Source organism: Bacillus sp. PK3_68 (assembly GCF_003600835.1).
In the GTDB taxonomy this organism is placed as follows: Bacteria; Bacillota; Bacilli; order Bacillales; family Domibacillaceae; genus Pseudobacillus.
Window position 1 is genome coordinate 2,109,942 of the sequence record NZ_NQYC01000001.1, and the last position, 22,095, is coordinate 2,132,036.

The window sequence follows — 22,095 nt, forward strand, 5'->3', positions numbered from 1 at the left end:
AAAAGATTTGTAGGGCAAGCTTAAAATATTTTCATGCAGCTAACGCCCTTTGTGTAAGCGCATACATAAAAGTCATGCGCTTTCCCCTCTCTTCTATGAAACTGACATAATACCTGCAGGCACCCAATAAGGTAATTTAGGAGGAATATACGGTGATTCAATTCTGGAATTGGTATAAAAAGAAATCATTTATTTTAAAAATCACAACCGGCTTTATTCTTGGTATTATCGTAGGATTAGCATTCGGTCCGTCAGCCAGTGTGCTGGCTCCATTCGGAACACTCTTTCTTAATCTTCTTAAAATGGTCGTTGTTCCGCTCATTTTGTTAACTTTAATTGTATCTGTTAACCATTCTAATCCGAAAGAATTAGGAAGAATTGGCGGAAAAATCTTTCCTTACTATTTGATTACGACTGCCGTTTCCTTATTGTTAGGTATTTGGATTGCTAAGCTGATTAAGCCAGGCATGGGGCTCAGCATGCCGGGAAATGAAAATTTCGAAGTCCCTGAAGCTCCATCGGCGGTTGAAGTTTTTCTTAATATCGTTCCGTCTAATGTTTTTCAGTCCCTCGCTAACGGCGATATCTTGAGTGTCGTATTTCTTGCATTGATTGTTGGTTTTGCTATTTCATTTATGCGCCACGCCAAAGACCAAAAAATGAAAGATCAAGGAGAATTATTATTAAAATTTTCTGAGGCCGGCAGTGAAGTAACCTTTCGAATTCTGAACGGCATACTTCAATACGCTCCTATTGGAGTGCTCGGCATTACAGCGAATGCAATAGGGAATCAAGGTTTCGATACGTTGCAATCTCTTGGAAAATACGTTCTTGCTTCTTATGTCGGTGTCGGCGTACAAATGTTTATTGTCTTCCCATTGATCCTCTTGCTCTTTAGAGTACCGGTTCTGCGATTTTTCAAGAATGTTCGTGAAGCCTTGTTAACCGCTTTCGTAACATGCAGCAGTCTAGGCACTCTTCCAGTTACTCTTAAAGCAGCCAAAAAAGCCGGCATTAGTGACCGTGTAGCAGACTTTACTTTACCTGTTGGTGCTACCGTGAACATGAACGGATCGGCCATTCACTTCGGTGTGGGCGTGATATTCGCTGCTGAAATTGTTGGCTACGATTTAAGCCTGGGCACCATTATCGGCATTATTTTAACAGGAACATTGGCGGCAGTTGGAACAGCTGGTGTGCCTGGAGCTGGATTAATCGGGATGTCGATTGTATTCACACAGGCCGGTCTCCCTATTGAAATTGTCGGCCTGACAGCCGGAGTCAATGTTATCACGGATATGGTTTTTACTACCTGTAATGTAACCGGAGATATCGTTGGAGCTGCCGTGGTTGATAAGAGTGAGCAAAAGCATAGTGACTATAACGAACCAATAGCCGACATAACCGTCAAAACGATAAGCAAGTAAGGAAACACATAATGGCCAGCGGCTAATTAGCCGCTGGCCATTTATTGTCTTTATTATCCAATATAGCCAAGCGCTTTTGAGATATTCAAAGCCGTTTCTTTTGTCTTTTTCTGAATTTCTTTTTGGAGCTCCTTGTCAATTCTGCTAACGGGACCGCTTACGCTCAAAGCAGCAATCACTTCCTTCGAATAATTACGAATAGGATAAGAAATGCCAATCGTTTCCCGCTCCTGTTCCCCCAAACTAATCGAGTATCCCTGATCTTTGATTTGTTCTAGGTGCTTGTACAATGCTTCCTCTGATTGAATCAGACTATCCGCATTGTCCTCTAACTTTATGCGGGAAATGAGACTGCTTTGTTGTTCCGGTGGCAGAAAAGCTAGTAATAGCTTTGGCCCCGATCCTATGTAAATACTTGAACGCTTTCCTACATGAGTATGTAATCGAACCTTTTGATTACTTTCGATTTTTTCGATATAAACCGCCTCATCGCCGTCCAATATAACTAAATGAACATCTTCGTTTAGTTCCTTACACAGCTCTTGCATCCACGGTTTGGCAATCGTTCGGATCTCCAATTGTTCCGCTACGATATTACCTAATTCCAACAGCTTCAGCCCTAAGCGATAACGTACATCTTGGCCTGTGTTTTTCGATTTTACTAACATGCCGCATGTTTCTAAAGAAGCAAGAAAGCGAAAAGCAGTCGGCTTGGGCATGGCGGCTTTCTCAGCTATTTCACTCAGCGTCAATTCAGTTTGGCCATCTAAAAAAAGATCCAGCAGCTTCAAAGCCTTCACTACGCTCTGATTCATTATGTCCCTCCTTCAGTTTACTCCGTTGAACCTCACCAATGTTTTTATCCCTATTATACCATGCAGGATAGTATTTATATGGTTAATACTTACCCGAGGAAAAAATCTAGAACGATTCGCTCTTGGCTTATTTACCTGCATCGTTGTTTGATACGATATGTACAGAGACACCATGAACAAAAGGACAAACTACAGCCATTCAAGCCCATAGCTTCCAAGAGAGGTTAGCTAAATGTGTCACACTCCTTCACTAGCTGAAGATCACGGAGAAGGAAAGACAATTAGACGATCAAAAGATTTTCTGTATTATTATGGGGATTGTTGCCGAGGGATAGCTAGCGCGACAATTGAAAAAGAAGGGCCCCGAAGAAGATTAACTATCCATTCCACTGATCAGGCTTTGATTGAACTGAAACACAAGAACCTGATGATGAGCAGTAGTTTGTAATGGCAAAAAGCTTTTCTTTAGAAAATATATGATCTACAAAGCAGGAAAAAAGTCTTATAAGGAGAATATATACATTGTTGTAAATATTAGGAGGGATCATTATGAGTGTTATTGGCGGCGTTGGAGAAGGGCCAGTGTCACAGTTTGTGGTCATTAGCAAACAAATTGCGGAGAAAGTAATAAACGAGAAAATTCAGGATGTTGTGTCAGATCCAGCAAAGAAAGTACGTGAGCTGCAGCAGCCTTCTCCATTTTCCCAGTTTATAGATATTAAAATCTAGCAAGACACCTTTGAGGAACCTCAAAGGTGTCTTGCTAGATCAAATTGTTATTATACTCTCTTATTCTCCTACTCTTCACTGCTTCTTTCCAGGCTTGCTCCAATTCAATTAAGTACTCTTTAATCTCCTCTAAAATTTTTTCCTTATTTTTTAAATTAGCCTCAATTAATTTACGATTTATATAATCATATAGGTTGATAAAGTGGTTTGCCCTTTTATGTTCTCTATTAATAATGACAACGAGTTCTAAAATAATCTGCTGCGCCTTAATTAGGCTATTGCTTTTTTCAATAAAGTCATTAGCCAAAAGAGCTGTTTTTCCCCCTTCAACCGCCTTTATACATTCCTCAATTAATAGAACTACTAATTCATCCGGCAATAAAGTTATAAATTTGATGTTGTTATATAGAGCTCCAGCTTTCACATGATCCATTGAAACACCTCTGACATTTACTGTATTAGGTTATACCGGCTGTTTGGTTCGAATAATAAGCTTTACATAAGCAGAGATTAGACGATATAAAAATTGAACCAACTTTTTAGAAAGGAGTGGAAACGTGAAGATTTATAATAGTCCAGTGATTGCTTCTACTGCAAATCGGTTGAAGCAAAACGAAACACAGATGCAAAAAACAATGGAGAAGCTCTCCTCAGGGTTAGCTATTAAACGAGCAAGCGATAATGCAGGTGGATTAGCCGTTTCTGAAACTATGCGTGCACAAGTCAGGGGCACTTCTCAGGCGCAACGCAATATGCAGGACGGATTATCAGTACTCCAAGCAGCCGATGGCGGGCTTAATCACGTAAATAGCTTGTTACAGAGGGTTCGGGAGCTTAGCGTTTCAAGCGCTAATGATACATTGACGACTAGTGACCGCGAAGCCAATCAGCTTGAACTAGAACAGCTAATGGAAAGTATTAATGATACAGCAGAAAAGCTGCAGTTTAATACACAGAAAATCCTTAGTAAAGATACATCCTTATCCTTACAAATTGGCGCCCATGCCGGTCAATCTCTTTCCATTAATTTAGTTGATACAAGTACAACAGCACTGGGATTAGATGGTGTGTCTTTAGAGAGCCAATTGCAAGCAGAACAATTACTTGTGAAAGTAGATCAAGCAATAGAAAAAGTAAATACACATTTAACTAAGATTGGATCAGAATACGAGGCGCTTGAACACCATATAACGAACTCCTTCTTGCTTGAATCCAATTTAACGAAATCTTTATCAATGATCCAAGATGCGGATATCGCAAAAGAGACACTGCAATTTGTCAGTCTGAATATTCGACAGAATAGCGATAAGTTATTAATTTCTAGTGTAGATACCAATACAAAAGACATCATTAAGTTATTTCATTGATCAAAGGCTGGTCTCCATATGGAGGCCAGCCTTTGATTATGCTAAATGTACAATGACTGAAACATACAATAAAATAAAACTTTTTTTGGATATTTCATTCAGTGGTGTGCAACCTTAATTAGACTCTTTCAGTTTGACCGTACTTTTGCTGGCGATTAATTTGGATGACTTGCTTCCAAGTATCTCGAAATTCTGTTGCTAATTCTTCCACCTCTAGTAAAATGGCTCCATCATTTTTGATATTTGCTTCAATTAAACGGCGTTTCATATAATCGTACAATGACATCATATTATTAGCTATTTCATAATCCATGTTTAACGTAACCATAAGCTCTTGAACAATGCTTTGCGCTTTTTGAATATTAATATTTTTTCATGATAGTTCTTATCTTCCAAAGCCTGCTTAGCTTGATGAATAAACTTAATGCAGCCATTATATAGCATTAACGTCAATTCACCAGGAGAAGCAGTAGTTACCGAGTTATTCTGATAAGACTTGTAAGGATTATTGATGGCCATTAAAGAGACACTCCTTTAAGTAATTGCTTTCTTAAACTTATCCACCAAAGCTTTGCAGCATTTGGGCTGATTGCGCATTCGCTCGCTGAATGGCTTTTTCCATGGCAGTGAACTGACGCCAGTAACGGTCTTCGACTTGTTTCATTCGGTCTTCAAATCGGTCAATTCTATTTTCCATGTCATCTAGTTGTTGCCCCATCGAATACATTTTCGTTGTATAGTACGAAGCACCCGCTTTATCATTTATCTTATTCATTGTTTTAGAGACTGAGTCATACAGCCGATGTATGATTCCTTGTTGAGCTTCTGTAGCCCCCTCACCCGTAAACAAGCTTTCCACAGACTGAGGATCTTCCTCTAATGCCTTCTTTAACTTCGTTTCATCGATAGTAAGCTTTCCGCCTGATGTGTAATCATTTGTAGTAGTAATTCCTATTTTTGATAACTGATTATATAAACCAGAAACATTATCATTGCTGACTGGCTGATAAAAGTCCATACGCATATCACTCAAAACACTAGATAGGATAGGATCTCTCCGCAGCAAACCGCTCTTAGCTTTTTCTTCCCACTGTTCTTGTTGCTTATCAGAAAGAGACTCACGTTGTTCATCAGTGAGCGGTGCGTAACTTCTGTACTTTTCCTCACCCGTTTTCTTCTGGATTTTATCAATTAATTCATTATACTTATTAACAAACTTAACAATATTATCAAACACTTGAGTACTATCATTGTTGATATTAACACCAACAGGGGTTGTCGTCGGGTTGCTCGGATCGGTGTTAAAGGTTTGTTTTAGCGTAAATGTTACGCCATTCATCTCAAAAGTATTTGACTTGCGTGTAGTATCAATCCCATTTATCGTTAAGATGGCATCCTGACCAGACGTTACAGTCGTATTAGATCCAAATTTAAATACATCATTGATCAGTGAACCGTTTGTAACAATATCATTGCCACTCGACGCAAACTTCCCTGTTTCCGTACGATTCAGCGTCATTTTTCCCGACTGCTGGTCATAAAACAGTGTCACTCCAACATTCGATCCATTCACTCGATTGCTTAGTTGGTTAATTGATTCATTGCCCTGTACAAGGAAATTCTCGTGCATGGCACCTTTGGAAGTAGAAGTATCTAGACTAAATGTTGTGTAATTTTGATTGTAAGTAACCTCCATGGTAAATTTAGGACCTTCTGTTCCGGCAGGAAGATCCTCCGGATTAGGCGGTAAGTCTATCTTACCATCAATAAAACTAACTTTACCGGTTTGCTTATCTAACGTTCCTACTTGATCTGTGCTGTCTTTTTTAAATACATTTCCATTAGCATCTACATCATATGCTTGCGCCACGGCTCCATCTTTCTTAAGAACAAAAGAACTAACTGTATCTACAGACCCCTTCGAGAGTTGAATAGATTTAGAGTTATAAGCTAACGTTGCTGTATCTGTTTTAGTTTTAGCAATGTAGTCGATTCGTACAGAACTATCCTGAGCTACATTTTGTTTAAAATGAACGACTCCATTTGTATCAATAAAAACGTTATTGTCATTATTTATTGTCGTGTCATTCCAAGTAGCGCTATCGACCACCTTATAGCCTTTACCATTTACTTTTACACTCCAGGAAGAAAAATCTTGAAGATTTTCTGCTGGCACTCCTACAGAAAAGTCTTTTGTAACCCCATCAGCTACAATTGATTTCGTTTCAATGGCCCCCTGTCTCCATGTAGCATCTGGGACGCTTGACTGACCAAATAAGCCCTTGGCAGGATCAAGGGTAACTGATCCTCCATTCAAAATTCTTTCGGAACCGGCTAGTTGCCGTACACTAGAAATGGTATGGGAAGCTTTCTCGGCTCCACTGCTTGCTACAGCACTGACCAATGCTTCGTTCGTTGAGGAAGTTGTTCTAGAACGGTAAGTAGAAGATAGCTTCATCTTGGTTAATTCGCTTCGAAAATCTAGAAGCAACGTATTCATTGCCCGATAGTCATCACGCTGCCATTGAAGCAATTGTCTTTTCTGCTTTAATTTATCAAGCGGCATTCTTTCCGCCTTCATCAAATCCTTTACAATTGACTCGGTATCCATACCGCTAGCCAAACCACTAATACGCATAGCCATTTTAACTCACTCCTTAAATCCTTCTATGTACTATTTTTAATACTCTTTATTATATATCCATTATTTTCCACAATTAAATCTTTTTAGATTCTTCAATTTTTATGTTAGCTACAGTTAGTATTTGTACTCTTTTCATATGATCTTAAGTCTATTACAAGTATCAGTCACTGACTTTCCCACTTCTGTTTCTTTATCTACTTCTCTGAAACCTTTACATCTCAAGATAATTAAACAGCATAGACGTATCTATCAATCCTTGTATTGGATTCTTGTTGTTTTCGTAGCTATCTATTATATCGGTTTAGGAAAAAATTTCTTAATGACATAAAAAGAAATTCAATAAAAAAGCAGAGAGTATTCTCTGCTTTTTAGAAAAGATAAAATCGATTTTAAAAGATCCCTTACAAAAACTTCTTTTAATTATCTTTTTTGTACACTTCTTAGATTCTTTTAACTACTCCTAACTTAGTCCTATATCGATAACTTCAACAAAACTCAAGCATATGTATTTTAATCGGTGCGATTAAAATACTTTGTGTATCTAGCCACTTTTCCTTTTTATTGTCCCTTGTCACTTAAATATTTCTGTTTTTCTACCATTTAAAAATTTATTTCTTTTCCTCTTGTTTTTTTAACTCTTCTAGACTTACTATATTATAATTGCAAGCCAACCATTCAATTTGTTTTATAAAATCTTCCGGTTTTAGTGGTACAATTCCCTTCCAATCAGAATTAGAGACATAATAGTACACAAGGCTATATTTTCCAAAATTATTCCCCCTTTACATTTGATATTTTTAAAATTATAAAAAACAGGCTAACTCCTCAGTTTAAATTGTTCAATATCTTCAAAAGTATCAATATCTAGATCATATTTCTCATCCATTATAAAGGGGAAATTATTATCATTTAAACTAGTTTTAGAGGTAAAGCGATCATCAATCTTATTTATATAAATCGCTCCGTTAACCTTATAAAAATCCGGGAAGTCTTGTCTTCTTACGGTACTGTCAATATTTAGTATGTTTTCAAGAAAACCCTCTTTTGAAATAGTACGCATTAAGATTGGATGTTCTTTTACTTTTGAAACACTTACTAACGACTTTTGATGACAATCAACAATTTTTTTAATTGCTTTATCAATGTGAAAACTTTTTCTTAGAGGTTGCGTCGGCTGTAATAAAACTAAATAATCGTAATTATCGTTTTTATTTCTACATTGCTCAATAGCATGTAATAAGACATCAATTGTTTTTGATGTATCTGTCGCTAATTCTAATGGTCTTATAAAAGGGACCTCAGCTCCATAAAATTTAGATACTTGAGCGATTTCTTCACTATCAGTAGAAACTATTACTCTATCCAAAAAATTTGATTTTAGAGCTTCATGAATAGAGTAATAAATTAGAGGCTTCCCATTGATTTTATAAATATTTTTTTAGGTATACCTTTACTTCCTCCACGTGCAGGTATAATCGCAAGAAATCTTTTACCTTTATACATGCATAATCACCCTTGAGTTTGAGAAATAAATGGGATAAACTTCTTCTGAAAATTCTTTATCCAAATATCTTCGTTGTTCATTACTTTCATAAACTCAATAAAACTCTTTCCCTTTCCATAGAGAGAATATTGTTCACTTTTATTAAATTTAATTTTTTTAATAACTTTACAGATTTCGTTGCTGTCTTCATTAACATGCACAATACTCTTTGATAGCAAAGGGTCGTATCTTCCTTCCTGTCTACTTCCTATATCGATAGAAGGAATTCCATAAACGCTTGCTTCTCGAATTCCTGCACTGGAATTCCCAATCATAAATAGACTGTATTTAAGCAGAGTTAAAAATGATTCAAAACGAATTGAGGGAAAACACTTAAATTTCTTGTTGTCTTTAAACCTTTCAAACTCATCCAAAATAGTGTTGCTTCCTTCATCATTATTTGGATAAACAACAATATAGTTTTTTTCTGAGTTAATCACAGCATCTACAACTTCCGAAACATTTTTTTTAAGTTTATCCAATTCGGTAGTAACAGGATGATACATCAAAATCCCATATTCTTCGAATTCAATATCATAATGTTCCTTGACTTCTTCAAGTGTAGGCAAGAAATCACTAAACATAATGTCAATATCGGGTGACCCTATTACAAAAACAGAATCTTCTCTTTCACCAAGCTGAATGATTCTCTTTTTTGCTTCCTCATTAGATACAAGATGAATATGTGCAAATTTAGTAATAGCATGTCTAATTGATTCATCTATCGTTCCTGAAACTTCTCCACCCTCTATATGAGCGACTTTAATATTATTTAAGGCTCCGACAATCGCACCAGCCAAAGCTTCTACTCGGTCACCATGAACAACAATTAAATCCGGTTGATACTCAGACACATAATTGCTGAAGCCAAGGATTGTATTACTGAGAGTGATATCCATTCCTTGATTAATCTTTGTATTAACAAACTTATAAATGTTATCAAACCCATCTTTTTCTACTTCCATATAAGTTGATCCATATTTTGAAAGCATGTGCATACCTGTAACAAAAATATGAAGCTCAAATTCTTTATGCCTTTTTATTTCGCACATCAATGATTTTGATTTTCCATAATCTGCGCGAGTTCCAGTTAAGAATACTACTTTTCTAGATTTCATTTATTTACTCACCATATTCCATGAAAGTTGAGTATCCACAGGAATATTCTCCATAGCTGTTTGACCTAATATTCTCTCAAAATCCCCAGCCTTGATTTCACCAGTTCCTGGACGCTTCACCCAGATATTATCCTTAGAGAGCTTATCCCCCTTTTTAATTGGCTTAATAGAAACAACACAAGCATAAGCAAAGTCAATCGTTACTTTCTCCTCCCGCTGTATTTCTTTACTTCCGCCAAGAGATTGCCAAATAGCTTCTGTTCCCTTGATTAAATCCTCAAGCTCAACAGGGTTTAATGAAATTGGTACATCTGGGCCTGGCCAATTTTTATTCGAAGTAAAGTGTTTTTCTAGTATTCTTGCCCCGTATGGTACAGCTCCAAAACAGGTATAGTTACCTATTGAATGATCACTCAACCCTAGCACTGCATTCGGAAAGTTCTGTTCTAAATCACGAATAGCACCAAGTTTTACCTTATCATATGGCGTAGGGTACATAGAGACACAATGTAATAAGGCATATTGAACATTGTGTTTCTCTAATATTTCAACCGATTTCTTTATCGACTCGATGGAATTCATACCGGTACTAAGAATGATAGGTTTACCAAAGGAAGCAATATGATCAATTAACGGATAGTTATTACATTCACCAGAACCTATCTTATATGCATCAACATCGAGTGACTCTAAATGATTAGCCGCCGCTCTAGAAAAAGGTGTGCTTAAAAATATCATGCCTTTACTTTCTACGTATTGTTTTAATTCTTTCTCTTCCTCCAATGTCAAAGCGCACCTAGACATAATTTCTAATATGGACTCTTTGGCGTTCCCGGGGATTACATTACCTGCAGCTGGGATCATTTCATCTTCAATGATATGAGATTGGAATTTCACAATCTCTGCTCCAGCTTCATATGCATCATTCACCATCTGAATAGCTTTTTTCATATCTCCTTCATGATTGATACCAATTTCAGGTATAACAAGAGGTTTATAATCTACTCCTATTTTTCTTCCACGTATTGTAATAACATTACTCATAATTTCCTCACCAATTAATTATTTTATTTGGGCAGAAGCAAGCTCCTGAGAAACTTCTTGATAAACCGGTAAAATAACATCCATAGAGGACTTTATTCCCTCTAAAAACTTAATATAAAACGGTAAACTAGTTTCTATCTCTTCTATAATATTTTTCCTTAAATGAAGATCATTTAGACCTTGAACAAACAAGTTAAACTGTATTTGCATAATCGGCATAATAAAAACAATAAAACATTCGTTATCTAAAATTTTCTTTAGATGGTTAATGAACTTAATATACTGTTGCTGCACTTTTCCAAAGTTTCTAGTTACTTTTAATTCATACTGTAATTTGTCTAAAATTCTTTTAGCTTGGCGATAAGCTTCTTTTAAATCTTCTCTATTCTTTTGATTATTGAAGTCTTCTGTTACTTTGTCTATATCGTATCCAGCCTGTGCATTTCGAATTATCTCATCAAAACTCACTGGTAAATACTCAGTTAAATATTCATTTATAACCTCTTTTATCTCCATAAACCTCGTTCTCTTAATAGCGGCACCTTGGACAGTAGTATTTATAACTTGTATAGACGGATTTTTTTCAATATAGGATTCAAGGGCTAACCTCATCCTATTAAAGTCTTCATTGGTCTCAATCATTTTACCCTCTACACTTTCAACAAGTATAGCTTCCTTGTTAGCTTCTTCACTTACTTCAAGATTCATAACCTCTTTTGCATACCACTTTTTATCTCTATAAGCCAAATTTTGCCCAGATAAGATAATAGGATTGCAACCCAAATTACTAAGTATTTGAAATGTAATAACCGCAATACTTGGCGAATCATTTATCGATATGATGTTTTCATCATCTTCCCTGACTAGATAACGAGCACCAATTGAATCTTGACTAGTTATAAAATGTAACATTTCACCAGGATAGTTTTGAAGAGTCTCATGCCCCACACTTGAGCCAAATATCAGAGGAATAGACGAAAGGTTTGCAGCTACTATCTTTTCAAATACTTTATAATTTTCTTCTTTCGGATCATAAGTAAAGGCTGCATCAGGATAAATGCCATACTCGATTAAACCATTAACTGCCGATCCAACTGCAAAAATATATGCTAATCGATTATCTTTTATATGTTTAATTTCTTCTAAATCATCGCTTAAAGAAGGGCCTGCTGAAACAATAATGGCTGGTTTCTCTTTAAGCCATTCTTTTTTGACATCATGTAGAAAATTTGGCGTAACTAATACACGAGAGAAATTTTTTAAACCATTAAGAACCCAACGCTTCTGGAAAGCAAGATTAACATGCAAATGATTTTTCCAGTTTTTTATCCCCTCAGAAAGTTTACTGGAGAACATTTTGTATTCTTCTTTAAAAAGCCGCTCATGGGCTGGTAAAACAATAAGAGTGACTTCATCATTTATTTTCTCTAGAAAGCGATAGATAAAACTATTCTGTTTTTCTATTGAGAACTCAACAAAGAATTCCTGAAGTCTTCCCTCTGACCAGTGACTTATATTTCTTTCTTCTAGTAAGCTCTTTAAAACCTGAGGTTGGGATTCGTAAAGAGTAAAAGCTTTATCGGGAAATTTCCTGATAAATAAGTCTATATGGAATCCCATTCCGATTCCATAAAATAGCACATGGTTACTTTTTTCTATTTTCTCACTATATTTCTGGATAATTCTTTCTGCCTCTTCTAATGGATTGTATTTACTATGCAGATAAAATTCTTTTTCGTCTCTTCTTACTTTTATAGTAGGAAATCCAGCCCTACTGTTTTCAACCTCTATATGATCTTTCAAATCAATTGCAGATTGATCGAGAAAGTTCGGGATGAATTTTTGAACAAAGGATTGATTATCAGCTAACATGGCCTTCTCCCTCTATATTTATCAAGCTTCTTAATTGTTCTTTTAATTCTTCTAAAATAGGTTTCATTTCATACTGTATTAAATCCGCAATACTTAGTGAATCTTGGGTAACAAGCCCTTGTTCTAGGTCCGGGAAGCTAGCCTGTAAATCTTGCAATAGCGAGTCAATCGTAACAAAATTCACTCCTTGTACATTTACAGATCTTGCCGACTGAACTGCTTGATAAATCCACTCAACTCCCTCCAGTAAATCAGTCACTTTATTCCAAGTTTCATCACTAATTTCAGAATAAAATTCATCTGCTAACAATTGAACTTCTGGCAACGCTCTTTCTAAATACTTATAGATAGAGTTAAGAATCTCACATATCAGCTCTTCTCGTGTCTTAAGTATAACTTCAAATTTTCCTAAGGAGATTCTATTAATGACTTCTTCAAAATCATAATATTCCTCCCCATTTAATAAATAGTGACTTACTAGCTTGTTTTGGTTTTGAGTTTCATTTTCAATTAACTCCCCTACTTTCTCTAATGATTTATTCTCTAAATAAAAAACCCTTCCATCAATATAAATTTCCATATTATGATTCTCCTTTGAGTCTATGATTAACTACACTTATTTCCTTATGAACTTACATGTACCATTTTACAAAGTGAAAAGTTCTTTTTATTATTTAACTTTATATAACTATACATCATTCGTTGAGACCCTTTGCTTTTAACTCACGATTTCAAAATAAAGTAAAAATGTTGTTTTATTGAAGTTAGGATTATTTGAAATGCTATTATTAGATTTTCAATTAACTTATTATCCCTACAGTGTTATTATCGGTGTCTAACTAAAGATTGTTTACTTCTCATAAACTTTCCTTTATTTACACTACAGTTAGTATAATGCATTCCTTTTACTCAACTAACTACAGATAAAACTCTATGAATTTTAGAATAAAAAATCTAATTATCTTCGAATTCTTTATTCGTATGTATAAAAATTAAAATAATATAAGCCTTACAATTTTTTTATTACTTTTTATAGAAATACAAAAGGCCCCGCTATAGCGGGGCCTTTTGTAAAATCACTATTATTAACGTAGTAATTGAAGAACACCTTGTGGTTGTTGGTTCGCTTGAGCAAGCATAGATTGGGCAGCTTGAGAAAGAATATTATTCTTAGTGAATTCCATCATCTCTTTCGCCATGTCAACATCACGAATACGAGACTCAGCAGCAGTTAAGTTCTCAGCAGCATTATCTAAGTTTGTGATAGTATGTTCTAAGCGGTTTTGCATTGCACCAAGGTAAGAACGCCCTTCAGAAACAGTTTTAATTAAAGAATCGAGACCACTGATTGCATTTTGAGCACCAGATAATGTGCTGATGTCTAATCCAGAAGCAGTAGTGGCTACGTTTGTTAAATTTACTCCCGAAGTAGTTAAATCAAGAGTGATTTCATCACCTTTGTTTGCACCCACTTGAAGAACTAACTTACCAGAGGAATTAATTTCATCTCCGCTGGCTCCCTTAAACAGGCCTTGTGTATTAAATGTAGATTTATCTTTGATTCTATTAATCTCTTCAGATAACTGATCAAATTCCTTGTTCAATGCACTGCGGTCTTGAGTTACATTTGTATCATTCGCAGATTGAACAGCCAATTCACGCATACGTTGAAGAATAGCATGAGTTTCGTTCAAACCGCCTTCTGCTGTTTGAATTAAAGAAATACCATCTTGTGCGTTTTTAGAACCTTGGTCCAAGCCACGAACTTGCGCTCTCATTTTTTCAGAGATTGCTAGACCAGCAGCATCGTCGCCAGCTTTGTTAATGCGAAGACCAGAAGATAATTTTTCCATGCTTTTTTGTGCTGCGCCAGTGTTTTGGCTTAAACGACCATATGTGTTAAGCGCTGAAATATTGTGATTAATTCTCATTTTTAATTTCCTCCTTGAATATATCGTTCACTTCCATGTGAACTTTTGATAAAAGTTGTTTCACAAGGACTTTCAAGTCGGCCGCCTTGTTGTTCCCTGTTACACTAATAATATCGGCAAGGAAATAAATTTATTTAACAAATTTAGAGAAAAAATCTTTTTTATTTTTACTGACTTAAATAAAGCAAATGAAAGACCATAATTGGTTTGAAAGTCACCCCATAAATACTTCTATGGAAGAGATTTTACTTTGTTACCTTAAATTAACACGAAATTCTTTAATTGCCCTTTTTATGGTTCAGCAACTCAAGCAATCCTTTTACATCCTTTGAAGCAGATTGGTTTTCTTCCTGAATGGTGAGATACACTTCTTTTCGATGGATCTCTACATGCTTGGGTGCCTCTATACCAAGCTTTATCTGATCTCCTTTGACGGCCAAAACAGTGATTTCAATATCCGTGCCTATTTTAATTGACTCACCTATTTTACGTGTCAAGACTAACATCGTCTCACCCCTTCTTCTCTTGTTTCTCAGGGAAAATGGCATGCCTTGTTTTATAATTTGTGTTGTTTAAAATGACCTGTTTTCCCCTGTTGTTTGCATGGTTAAGTATAATAGGGGCCTGAAGGTTAGCCGTTGTTTCTTGAAAAGTTTCTTTCACCGTCAAAATGACTAAAACTTGTACGTTTTCAGTCGTTTCAAGATCTAACTGTTCCGCTACAGAGTCTTCCAGCGTAAAATCGTAGTCTTTAAAAAAAGCAAATGGGTTAGCAACTACAAATCCTAAATCAGGAGTTTGAACTGACTGCAAAATATAAAAAATTTCATTGTCTGGTAAGGATAAGAGCGTGAATCTCTTTTCTGTGTCAAAACCAGGAATTCCGCTATCAAAGTGCCAAATATCTTTGTTCTCGATTATAATATTCCCATGATATTTTGTTTGGATATCCATGTTAGCTCTTCCTTTTCTTATATTTCTTGTTCATAGTTCAATCCCTTGAACTTTAAATTAGCAAAATCGACGTTTAGAGATGATGGCTGCTTTAAACTTGTCATTACTTCACCTGGTTGATAGTCAATAACCGGCTTTTGTGCTTTTGTATTATTAATTACCTTATTGATTTTCCATTCTATATTTAGTTTAGCTGGTTCAAAGTTAATATTTACACTAAAAGGAGAAGGAATAAACCCGATATTAAATGAATATTCCGGTCTCTCGCTATTTGTTTTAGCTTGACTGGCAATTGGGTTCCTATTATTTTCAATTTTCATTAATTCGTCACCTTCTCCAGCTCTTCTGGCTACACCTGAATACCAATCCTGATAACCATTATCGGCATATTCTTCAATCCTTCGAAAGATATGCTTTAAATCCATATCCTCCCACGCCTGGGTTTGATCAATTGACAATTTAGACGGTGTACGGTCGATCATCATTTCTGCCGGTGGCTGTTGAAGATCTAATTCTGCCCTCGGTTGCTCGATTGACTGTTCAGCTGGCTTAGTGTTGAGTTCTATTTGAGCAAAATTAGATTGCAATCGTATTTGTGGTAACTGCATAACTACTCACCTCACTTAAAAGTATAAACGGTTATTGTTCAACCCACCAATCAAATTCGATTTCTCTTTTATGAAAAAAAGCTATCTTGTTAGATAGCTTTGTTCTTATCTTAGAAAATCCATTAAACTCGGCTGAATAATGCGAGCACCTATTGACAGGGCGGCTCGATGAACACTTTCCTGTGCTATCAATTCTGTAATTACTTTTTCAAAATCGATATCTTCGTTTTCAGACATTGCTTTTGTCGAAATAACCTCCTGCGTATCTACACGGTCTTCCATTAATTCAATACGATTTGCTCGTGCCCCCAAGTCGGCACGAGCGTTTAAAACGTTAGCTTTATGTTTATCAACTACTTCTAAATACTGTCCAACTTCACTTCCAGACTTAGAAGGATCTTCTAGTGTGATAATCAAGTCATCAATCTCTTTAAAGAGATTGCTATCAAAAGCTTCTTCAGGTTTAACGTTTACGGGTATATAGATTCCTTTTGATAATTCTAATTCTACATCTCCATTATTACGCGGCGAATTAAAGGTTGGAGGTGTGCCATCTGTAACAGGAGCCTTTAACGTATCTGTCCCATTAAAAAGATACTTTTCCCCCACTTTTGTATTGGCTATATTCACCAAATGATTCCTCAACTGTTTAATCTCTTCAGCTGCCGCCTTACGTTGAGTGGCGTCATACGTATCATTGCTGACCTGAACAGTTAACTCGCGAATCCGGTCTAAAGCTAATCCTGCCTTATCTAAACTTGAATCTGCGTTATCCACCCAGTTATAAGCTTCACCGAAATTTCTCTGGTATTGCTGCACCTCTTGCAAATTACGCCGATAAGTAATCCCCTTCATAGCTACAAGCGGATCATCCGACGGCCGGCTGATTTTTTTCTGACTTGTAATTTGCTCTTGATATTTCCCTAAACGGGAATAGCTATTGCTTAAATTACGGAGCATATTATTAGAAAGCATCGATTGTGTTACGCGCATTATTTAATCACCGCCTTATCTTCCTACAGTTCCCATGCCGTTAATAATCTTATCAAGCATTTCATCTACAACAGTAATATTTCGTGCTGCTGCATTATAGGCATGTTGGAACTTAATCATATTTGTCATTTCTTCATCTAACGCCACTGAGCTGACGGATTGCTTTCTTTCATCTACTGATTGTCGGAGAACAGCACTGTTGGCAGTAAGCCGATTTGCTTGCAGCGCATCTACTCCCAACTTTCCAATCATTCCTTCATAGAAGGAATTAATTGTCGCATTTCCTAGTTCCGGTGTAGCTTCCCCTTGAATACCAGCTAACTCAATGGCATTTTTCCCGTTACCGCTCGTACCATCTGCTGATGCAGCAATTTCATTCGTGTTTTTAATAGCAAGGATAAGCCCTTTAGCAGGACGCTCTCCAGAATTAATCGTAAAAAAGTCACTGCCTTTGGCCGATGGGGAATTATTCTTATCTAAAATATGACCTTCTCTATGCTGAGCATTAAATGCATTGGCAAACGCAGTGGCCATTTTATCTAAATCATTCAGCATTTCAATATAAATTCCCTTGCTTCCCCCGTTATCTTCATAACCGTAAGCTTCCATTAAACCTCGAAGCTTACCTTGGGAAAAGTCCGGAACTGCAATACTCTTGCTGTTACCTTCACTATCAATAACCTCAAGAGTACTGATACTTTCTGGATTGCCATCTTTGACTCCAGTATCACTAATTTTACCAAAGTTTGATTTTGAGACTAATGTAGATTTTGAACCATCATTATTTACTAGCTTAATTTCATACAACCCTTCAGCTAAAGGAGAAGGGTTACCTCCTGAATCCTTTCTCTCAACCTCGATATTTATATACTGAGAAAGCTCATCAACTAGGCGATCACGCTCATCGTATAAATCATTAGGCAAGTATCCATGGGGCTCAATTTCTCCAATTTGCTTATTAACGTTAGCAATTTGCTCTAGAAGCGAGTTAATTTCCTTTACACTAGCATCTACTTGAGCACCATAATCCTTTTTTATCCCATTCAGTGAATCGGATAAGTAGTGAAAAGTATCCGCTACTGCTTGACCACGCTGTAAAACAACTTTACGCGCACCTTCATCTTCTGGGTGGACACTCAGATCCTGTAAGGACTGCCAGAACTCTCCCATTACAGCAGAAAGGCCATTTTCACTTGGCTCATTCATAATATCTTCCATTTTACTTAAAGCAGTAGCTCTAGACTCCCAATATCCTAATTTATTATTCTCATTTCTATATTGAAGATCTAAAAAACTCTCTCTAACTCTTTGAATAGACCCGGCTTCCACACCCGTTCCCATCTGTCCAGGAATTTGTGGTCTGTTCATTGAAGCGGCTGGGTAAGGCTGTGTTTGAACAAAGTTAACCCGTTGCCGTGTATAGCCGGGCGTGTTTGCATTTGCAATATTGTGGCCTGTTGTATAGAGAGCGCCTTGCTGCGTATTCATACCGCGTTTTGCTATCTCTAGCCCCATAAATGTTGAGCGCATAGTAAAGCCTCCGTTCTTTTGCTTATCATCAATTATGCTTGTGAATCAAACATCGATTGCTTTTTGTGCTGTGCACTGGAACGGGCCGGATGAGTATAAGTCGGTTGCTCAGGCTGCGGATTAATCATACTCAAATTCAAGTTAACGAACTGCAATGATTGATAAATCAATTGCTGGTTTAATTCATTTTGTTCCTTCAACCGTTTGATTGTTTCATGCAGAGTGCTTTGTAAAGACAATAAAGCATTTTTTTCATTTGCTTCCAACTTTGCGATGCATTCTGTCATAGTCGATTCGCTATTACCTGTTAGTACAGCAGCAGCTCTTTGTCGTTCCTGTTCCATTGTATGAATGGCTGCCACGAATTTTTGCTCATCCTTAAGCAGCTGATCCAGCCCGTCCATATCATTTTTCTTAATCACATCTGTTTTTTTAACCGCAAGTTCGAGCAGTAGCATATGCAGGCGGTCCAATTTATCCAATACATCAATCAGCTTATGTGCAGCCATGATGTCCCCTCTGCTTTCTTAAAGCGGCACAAACGATGTGCCGCTCTCATTATTTCTTATAAAACTTCACGATGCCTTCAGCGATTTTCTCCGGTTGCGGCTGGTACTCACCTTTCGCCACCTGTTGTTTCAGGCTTGCGATTTTTTCCATTCGTTCTTTTGTCATTTTAGACACTTCCTGCATGCCTTTCGCCGCTGCAGAGATTTCCAGTTTATCCTTTGGCGCCTTAGCCGCTTGTTTCGTCCCTTGCACTTTGTTCAGCTGCTTTTGGTATGGGTTGATGCCCGATACGCCAGATTGGTTAATTTTCACGTCTGTTGATCCCTCGCTTTCTTTTTTCCGAATTTCTCATTTGATTATCCATTATATCGGTTTTTCAGAAAAAAAGTTAACAGCGGATTCATAGGCGGTTTTTATCAATTTTATTCACGCGTCTCTTGCCGGCCAAAAAAAGTTTTTGGGTCTTATATACTATACTCTTTTTAATTTCTTTTATTCGCCGCATAATATGTCGTTTGCTTATCATGCTCTTGCTTTTTCGCTTCAAATGCTTCCTGACGCTGGATTTGCTCTAACTCGCTTTCAATGTCGTCCGTGCAATTTCGACATATTTTACCTTTATTAATAATAGCTCCGCAGCGGTCGCATGGATAGCCGAGGTTCGGAAAATGGGCTGCATGGAGTCGGCCTTTTTTCATCCATTTATGGATAAGTGATTCACTTACCCCTGTCACTTCCACAACCCGTTCAATCGTAGCTGCCCGATTTTCCCGCTGGCGTAAAAATTTATATACGATCTCATACATTTGCTCTTCTTCTTTTGCACATTTCGGACAGACATCACGAAAAGTATTTTCCATATAAAGCTCGCCGCAACGCGAACAGTTAACGATTTCCCCCATATCTCGATACCTCCAACGATCTCTCAGATCCCCTGCCCTCTGGCCAGCGTGAGTGCCCGTACCTCCGCTGCTCCCGCCTGCTTTAATAGAAAGGCAGCTTGCCTGAGAGTAGAGCCTGTAGTATATATATCGTCGATAATAAGAATTTTTTTATGACAAATGGACGATTTTTCTCTAATCTGAAAAACTTGTGAAGACCGAAGGCGTTCCCTGCGTGACTTTTTTGACTGCTTCTCAGAGTGAAAGCGCTCAAGAATATGGAGGGTTTCGAGCCCTGCCTCTCGGGCCAGAGCCTCCGCCTGATTAAAGCCTCGTTCATAAAGTCTCTCTTTACTGAGCGGCACGCCAATCACAAGATCATGCACGATATTTTCTGCCGCTTTTTTTATTTCATTCGCAAATACTTTAGCGAGTATATAGTCTCCACGGTATTTAAAACGGGCAATAAATTCCTTCATCGCATCGTTATACGTATAGAGTGAATAATTACTGGCCAATGTATTCTGATAAAGCGGATCTTCTTCCCAGCGGAGACAATCGAGACAAACACCGTCCATAACAAAAGCTGGATCAAGCATGGCTAGCGGACGAGAGCAGCTCCGGCAGCTTTCACCTGCTACTTTTTCAAAAGGCTGACGGCATTCTTCACAAACGACAGGTGGCTCTTCCAGCCAGAAAAACTGGCGCCACCCTAAACTTTTACTCATTTCTTCAGCACATAAGAGACAAATGTTCACCTGTCCAGCCACCCCTTCTCTAATCCTTCTTTATTCATTTGGCGAATGTGATCGACTGCTTGAACGATGGCTTTTGTTTTCCCATAGTGGAAAAAGCGAACTTCTCCCTCCGGAAAGTCGGCGCTCCTGCCAGCACGGCCCGCAATTTGTACGAGCGCACTTTCGGTAAATATGTCATCTTCTGAGCCGATGACAGCCACATCAATATTGGGAAACGTTACCCCTCTCTCTAAAATTGTCGTTGACAGCAAGAGAGGCAGCTTTTGTTCACGCATGGAATTAACCTTTTCCTTCCTGTCAGGGTCTTCTGCATGAACGGCGTCAATCGAGGGATCGAGCTGTTGAAATAACGGGAGGGCCTGTTGCATGGAGTCAATATGCGGAAAAAAGAGGAGCGCCTGTTTCTTCGCTTGCAGGCGTTTCATCGCCCATTCCTTCACTTGGATAGGCAGTTTCCCCTTTTTGATGGCTTTTTTCCAGTTTCCGCTCCAGGTAAGTACAGGGACTGGCAGCGGCTGTCTGTGAAAGCGGGCAGAGATTTTCACGAATGGCCTTTTTCCCTTTAGACAGTCTTTTTGCCATGTTTCATGAGGAGTGGCGGTTAAATAGATGAGGGAAGAAGGAGATTTCCGAGCCTTTTGTACAGCCCGTTGCAAGGAGGGGTCATAAGAGTAGGGAAACGCATCCACTTCATCAACAATCATGACGTCGAATGCCTTGAAAAAACGAAGTAATTGGTGAGTAGTAGTAACAACAAGCGGACTGTACAGGTGGCGGTCAGGACTGCCGCCGTACAAAGCGGCAACGGGAATACCAGGAAACACTTTTTGCAGGCGCGGGGCAAGCTCAAGAACAACATCCGTCCGCGGTGTGGCGATGCACACTCGCTTGCCCGCAAGCAGCGCTGACTCAATCCCAGCAAACAGCACTTCTGTTTTTCCAGCTCCACACACCGCCCAAATCAGCTGTTCTTCATCATCCTGAATTGCCTGAATGACTGCCTGCGAGGCAGCGGACTGTCCCTCTGACAGCTGGCCTATCCACTGAAGAACGCCGTCGCCTTCGTACGGCGGCTCAGGACCTGTCCAATAAATGAGCCGAGAGCAGCCAGCAACACGTCCCATCATGAGACAGTGGCGGCAATACGGACAAATTGTTCGGCAGCGAGCACAGGGAAAAACGGCAAACCGCTCTTTTTTATTATTCCCGCAGCGTTCACAGTAAAAATATTGATGTTTTTTTGAAATGCCGGGAAGCTTCTGAATATGCGGAGAAACTGGCAGAAGGAAAGGAACTTCTTCTTCAAGGAGGAGGCGGCCGGAAAGAAAGGAAACCAGCGAAGAGGATATATTTGAGGAACTCATCATTTCA

Annotated in this window: 22 protein-coding genes and 1 pseudogene; 3 read left to right on the forward strand and 20 right to left on the reverse strand. The window is 37.9% G+C overall.

Translation table 11 applies throughout. The features are described from left to right. Positions 1–152: 152 nt before the first annotated feature. Entirely contained in the window at positions 153–1,427 is a 1,275-nt protein-coding gene (locus CJ483_RS10975) for a dicarboxylate/amino acid:cation symporter (RefSeq protein WP_220702327.1), read from the forward strand. 53 nt (positions 1,428–1,480) lie between these two features. Here CJ483_RS10975 and CJ483_RS10980 read toward each other — a convergent pair whose 3' ends face one another. Continuing rightward, the gene (locus CJ483_RS10980) at positions 1,481–2,242 is read right to left on the reverse strand and encodes an IclR family transcriptional regulator (RefSeq protein WP_120034870.1); all 762 of its coding nucleotides are present in this window, start codon (positions 2,240–2,242) and stop codon (positions 1,481–1,483) included. A gap of 549 nt (positions 2,243–2,791) precedes the next feature. Here CJ483_RS10980 and CJ483_RS10985 point away from each other — a divergent pair. Continuing rightward, on the forward strand, positions 2,792–2,971 hold the full coding sequence (locus CJ483_RS10985) for a hypothetical protein (protein WP_120034872.1): 180 nt from the start codon (positions 2,792–2,794) through the stop codon (positions 2,969–2,971). A gap of 34 nt (positions 2,972–3,005) precedes the next feature. Here the strand turns inward: CJ483_RS10985 and fliS (CJ483_RS10990) are convergent, their stop codons facing one another. Then, on the reverse strand, positions 3,006–3,404 hold the full coding sequence (fliS, locus tag CJ483_RS10990; RefSeq protein ID WP_120034875.1) for a flagellar export chaperone FliS: 399 nt from the start codon (positions 3,402–3,404) through the stop codon (positions 3,006–3,008). A 124-nt stretch (positions 3,405–3,528) separates the two neighbouring features. Between fliS (CJ483_RS10990) and CJ483_RS10995 the strand changes: the two genes are divergently transcribed. Then, positions 3,529–4,338: a flagellin N-terminal helical domain-containing protein gene (locus CJ483_RS10995; RefSeq protein ID WP_120034877.1), complete on the forward strand. Its 810-nt coding sequence runs from the start codon at positions 3,529–3,531 to the stop codon at positions 4,336–4,338. Between the two features lie 118 nt (positions 4,339–4,456). On the opposite strand, the pseudogene fliS (CJ483_RS11000) reads toward CJ483_RS10995, so the two are convergent. The 18 genes and pseudogenes from fliS (CJ483_RS11000) to CJ483_RS11085 form a co-directional block, all read right to left on the reverse strand. Beyond that, positions 4,457–4,857 (reverse strand): annotated as a pseudogene (gene fliS, locus CJ483_RS11000) (flagellar export chaperone FliS). Positions 4,858–4,894: 37 nt separating this feature from the next. Then, positions 4,895–6,982, reverse strand: a complete 2,088-nt coding sequence (fliD, locus tag CJ483_RS11005) for a flagellar filament capping protein FliD (protein ID WP_259455617.1) — start codon at positions 6,980–6,982, stop codon at positions 4,895–4,897. An 817-nt stretch (positions 6,983–7,799) separates the two neighbouring features. Next, entirely contained in the window at positions 7,800–8,414 is a 615-nt protein-coding gene (locus CJ483_RS11010; protein WP_342754549.1) for an acylneuraminate cytidylyltransferase family protein, read from the reverse strand. 77 nt (positions 8,415–8,491) lie between these two features. Beyond that, positions 8,492–9,643, reverse strand: a complete 1,152-nt coding sequence (neuC, locus tag CJ483_RS11015; protein ID WP_120034879.1) for a UDP-N-acetylglucosamine 2-epimerase — start codon at positions 9,641–9,643, stop codon at positions 8,492–8,494. Continuing rightward, on the reverse strand, positions 9,644–10,687 hold the full coding sequence (locus CJ483_RS11020) for an N-acetylneuraminate synthase family protein (protein WP_120034880.1): 1,044 nt from the start codon (positions 10,685–10,687) through the stop codon (positions 9,644–9,646). It abuts the gene before it with no gap. Positions 10,688–10,705: 18 nt separating this feature from the next. Beyond that, complete coding sequence (locus tag CJ483_RS11025; protein WP_120034882.1) at positions 10,706–12,559, reverse strand: motility associated factor glycosyltransferase family protein; 1,854 nt, start codon at positions 12,557–12,559, stop codon at positions 10,706–10,708. After that, entirely contained in the window at positions 12,549–13,139 is a 591-nt protein-coding gene (locus CJ483_RS11030; protein WP_120034885.1) for a hypothetical protein, read from the reverse strand. Before CJ483_RS11030 ends, CJ483_RS11025 begins: the two co-directional genes overlap by 11 nt. A 505-nt stretch (positions 13,140–13,644) precedes the next feature. Beyond that, positions 13,645–14,490 carry a flagellin N-terminal helical domain-containing protein gene (locus tag CJ483_RS11035; protein ID WP_120034887.1) on the reverse strand — a complete coding sequence of 282 codons (846 nt, stop codon included), beginning with the start codon at positions 14,488–14,490 and terminating at the stop codon, positions 13,645–13,647. 278 nt (positions 14,491–14,768) lie between these two features. Then, the gene (gene csrA, locus CJ483_RS11040) at positions 14,769–14,996 is read right to left on the reverse strand and encodes a carbon storage regulator CsrA (RefSeq protein ID WP_120034889.1); all 228 of its coding nucleotides are present in this window, start codon (positions 14,994–14,996) and stop codon (positions 14,769–14,771) included. Positions 14,997–15,000: 4 nt separating this feature from the next. Continuing rightward, a complete protein-coding gene (gene fliW / locus CJ483_RS11045) occupies positions 15,001–15,444 on the reverse strand; it encodes a flagellar assembly protein FliW (protein WP_120034891.1) in 444 nt (147 codons plus the stop codon). A 17-nt stretch (positions 15,445–15,461) separates the two neighbouring features. Next, positions 15,462–16,052: a DUF6470 family protein gene (locus CJ483_RS11050; RefSeq protein ID WP_120034893.1), complete on the reverse strand. Its 591-nt coding sequence runs from the start codon at positions 16,050–16,052 to the stop codon at positions 15,462–15,464. Positions 16,053–16,157: 105 nt separating this feature from the next. Beyond that, positions 16,158–17,045 carry a flagellar hook-associated protein FlgL gene (gene flgL, locus CJ483_RS11055; protein WP_120034895.1) on the reverse strand — a complete coding sequence of 296 codons (888 nt, stop codon included), beginning with the start codon at positions 17,043–17,045 and terminating at the stop codon, positions 16,158–16,160. A gap of 15 nt (positions 17,046–17,060) precedes the next feature. Further along, positions 17,061–18,575 (reverse strand): flagellar hook-associated protein FlgK, encoded by a 1,515-nt coding sequence (gene flgK / locus CJ483_RS11060; RefSeq protein ID WP_120034897.1) that lies wholly within the window; start codon positions 18,573–18,575, stop codon positions 17,061–17,063. A gap of 32 nt (positions 18,576–18,607) precedes the next feature. Then, the gene (locus CJ483_RS11065) at positions 18,608–19,084 is read right to left on the reverse strand and encodes a flagellar protein FlgN (protein ID WP_120034899.1); all 477 of its coding nucleotides are present in this window, start codon (positions 19,082–19,084) and stop codon (positions 18,608–18,610) included. A 49-nt stretch (positions 19,085–19,133) separates the two neighbouring features. After that, the gene (flgM, locus tag CJ483_RS11070; protein ID WP_120034901.1) at positions 19,134–19,397 is read right to left on the reverse strand and encodes a flagellar biosynthesis anti-sigma factor FlgM; all 264 of its coding nucleotides are present in this window, start codon (positions 19,395–19,397) and stop codon (positions 19,134–19,136) included. A 170-nt stretch (positions 19,398–19,567) separates the two neighbouring features. Further along, positions 19,568–19,987, reverse strand: coding sequence for a TIGR03826 family flagellar region protein (locus tag CJ483_RS11075; RefSeq protein ID WP_120034903.1), 420 nt, complete (start codon positions 19,985–19,987; stop codon positions 19,568–19,570). Between the two features lie 23 nt (positions 19,988–20,010). Continuing rightward, positions 20,011–20,694 carry a ComF family protein gene (locus CJ483_RS11080; RefSeq protein WP_120037956.1) on the reverse strand — a complete coding sequence of 228 codons (684 nt, stop codon included), beginning with the start codon at positions 20,692–20,694 and terminating at the stop codon, positions 20,011–20,013. Positions 20,695–20,720: 26 nt separating this feature from the next. After that, on the reverse strand, positions 20,721–22,091 hold the full coding sequence (locus tag CJ483_RS11085; protein ID WP_120034906.1) for an ATP-dependent helicase ComFA: 1,371 nt from the start codon (positions 22,089–22,091) through the stop codon (positions 20,721–20,723). Between the last annotated feature and the right edge of the window lie 4 nt (positions 22,092–22,095).

Coding starts and splice junctions, on each gene's coding strand:
- CJ483_RS10985 (WP_120034872.1), top strand. CDS start 2,792: ATGAGTGTTATTGGCGGCGTTGGAGAAGGGCCAGTGTCACAGTTTGTG.
- neuC (WP_120034879.1), bottom strand. CDS start 9,643: ATGAAATCTAGAAAAGTAGTATTCTTAACTGGAACTCGCGCAGATTAT.
- flgL (WP_120034895.1), bottom strand. CDS start 17,045: ATGCGCGTAACACAATCGATGCTTTCTAATAATATGCTCCGTAATTTA.
- CJ483_RS11025 (WP_120034882.1), bottom strand. CDS start 12,559: ATGTTAGCTGATAATCAATCCTTTGTTCAAAAATTCATCCCGAACTTT.
- fliW (WP_120034891.1), bottom strand. CDS start 15,444: ATGGATATCCAAACAAAATATCATGGGAATATTATAATCGAGAACAAA.
- CJ483_RS11085 (WP_120034906.1), bottom strand. CDS start 22,091: ATGATGAGTTCCTCAAATATATCCTCTTCGCTGGTTTCCTTTCTTTCC.
- CJ483_RS11050 (WP_120034893.1), bottom strand. CDS start 16,052: ATGCAGTTACCACAAATACGATTGCAATCTAATTTTGCTCAAATAGAA.
- CJ483_RS11030 (WP_120034885.1), bottom strand. CDS start 13,139: ATGGAAATTTATATTGATGGAAGGGTTTTTTATTTAGAGAATAAATCA.
- flgK (WP_120034897.1), bottom strand. CDS start 18,575: ATGCGCTCAACATTTATGGGGCTAGAGATAGCAAAACGCGGTATGAAT.
- CJ483_RS11075 (WP_120034903.1), bottom strand. CDS start 19,987: ATGGGGGAAATCGTTAACTGTTCGCGTTGCGGCGAGCTTTATATGGAA.
- CJ483_RS11080 (WP_120037956.1), bottom strand. CDS start 20,694: ATGAGTAAAAGTTTAGGGTGGCGCCAGTTTTTCTGGCTGGAAGAGCCA.
- CJ483_RS11035 (WP_120034887.1), bottom strand. CDS start 14,490: ATGAGAATTAATCACAATATTTCAGCGCTTAACACATATGGTCGTTTA.
- csrA (WP_120034889.1), bottom strand. CDS start 14,996: ATGTTAGTCTTGACACGTAAAATAGGTGAGTCAATTAAAATAGGCACG.
- CJ483_RS11065 (WP_120034899.1), bottom strand. CDS start 19,084: ATGGCTGCACATAAGCTGATTGATGTATTGGATAAATTGGACCGCCTG.
- CJ483_RS11020 (WP_120034880.1), bottom strand. CDS start 10,687: ATGAGTAATGTTATTACAATACGTGGAAGAAAAATAGGAGTAGATTAT.
- CJ483_RS10980 (WP_120034870.1), bottom strand. CDS start 2,242: ATGAATCAGAGCGTAGTGAAGGCTTTGAAGCTGCTGGATCTTTTTTTA.
- fliD (WP_259455617.1), bottom strand. CDS start 6,982: ATGGCTATGCGTATTAGTGGTTTGGCTAGCGGTATGGATACCGAGTCA.
- fliS (WP_120034875.1), bottom strand. CDS start 3,404: ATGGATCATGTGAAAGCTGGAGCTCTATATAACAACATCAAATTTATA.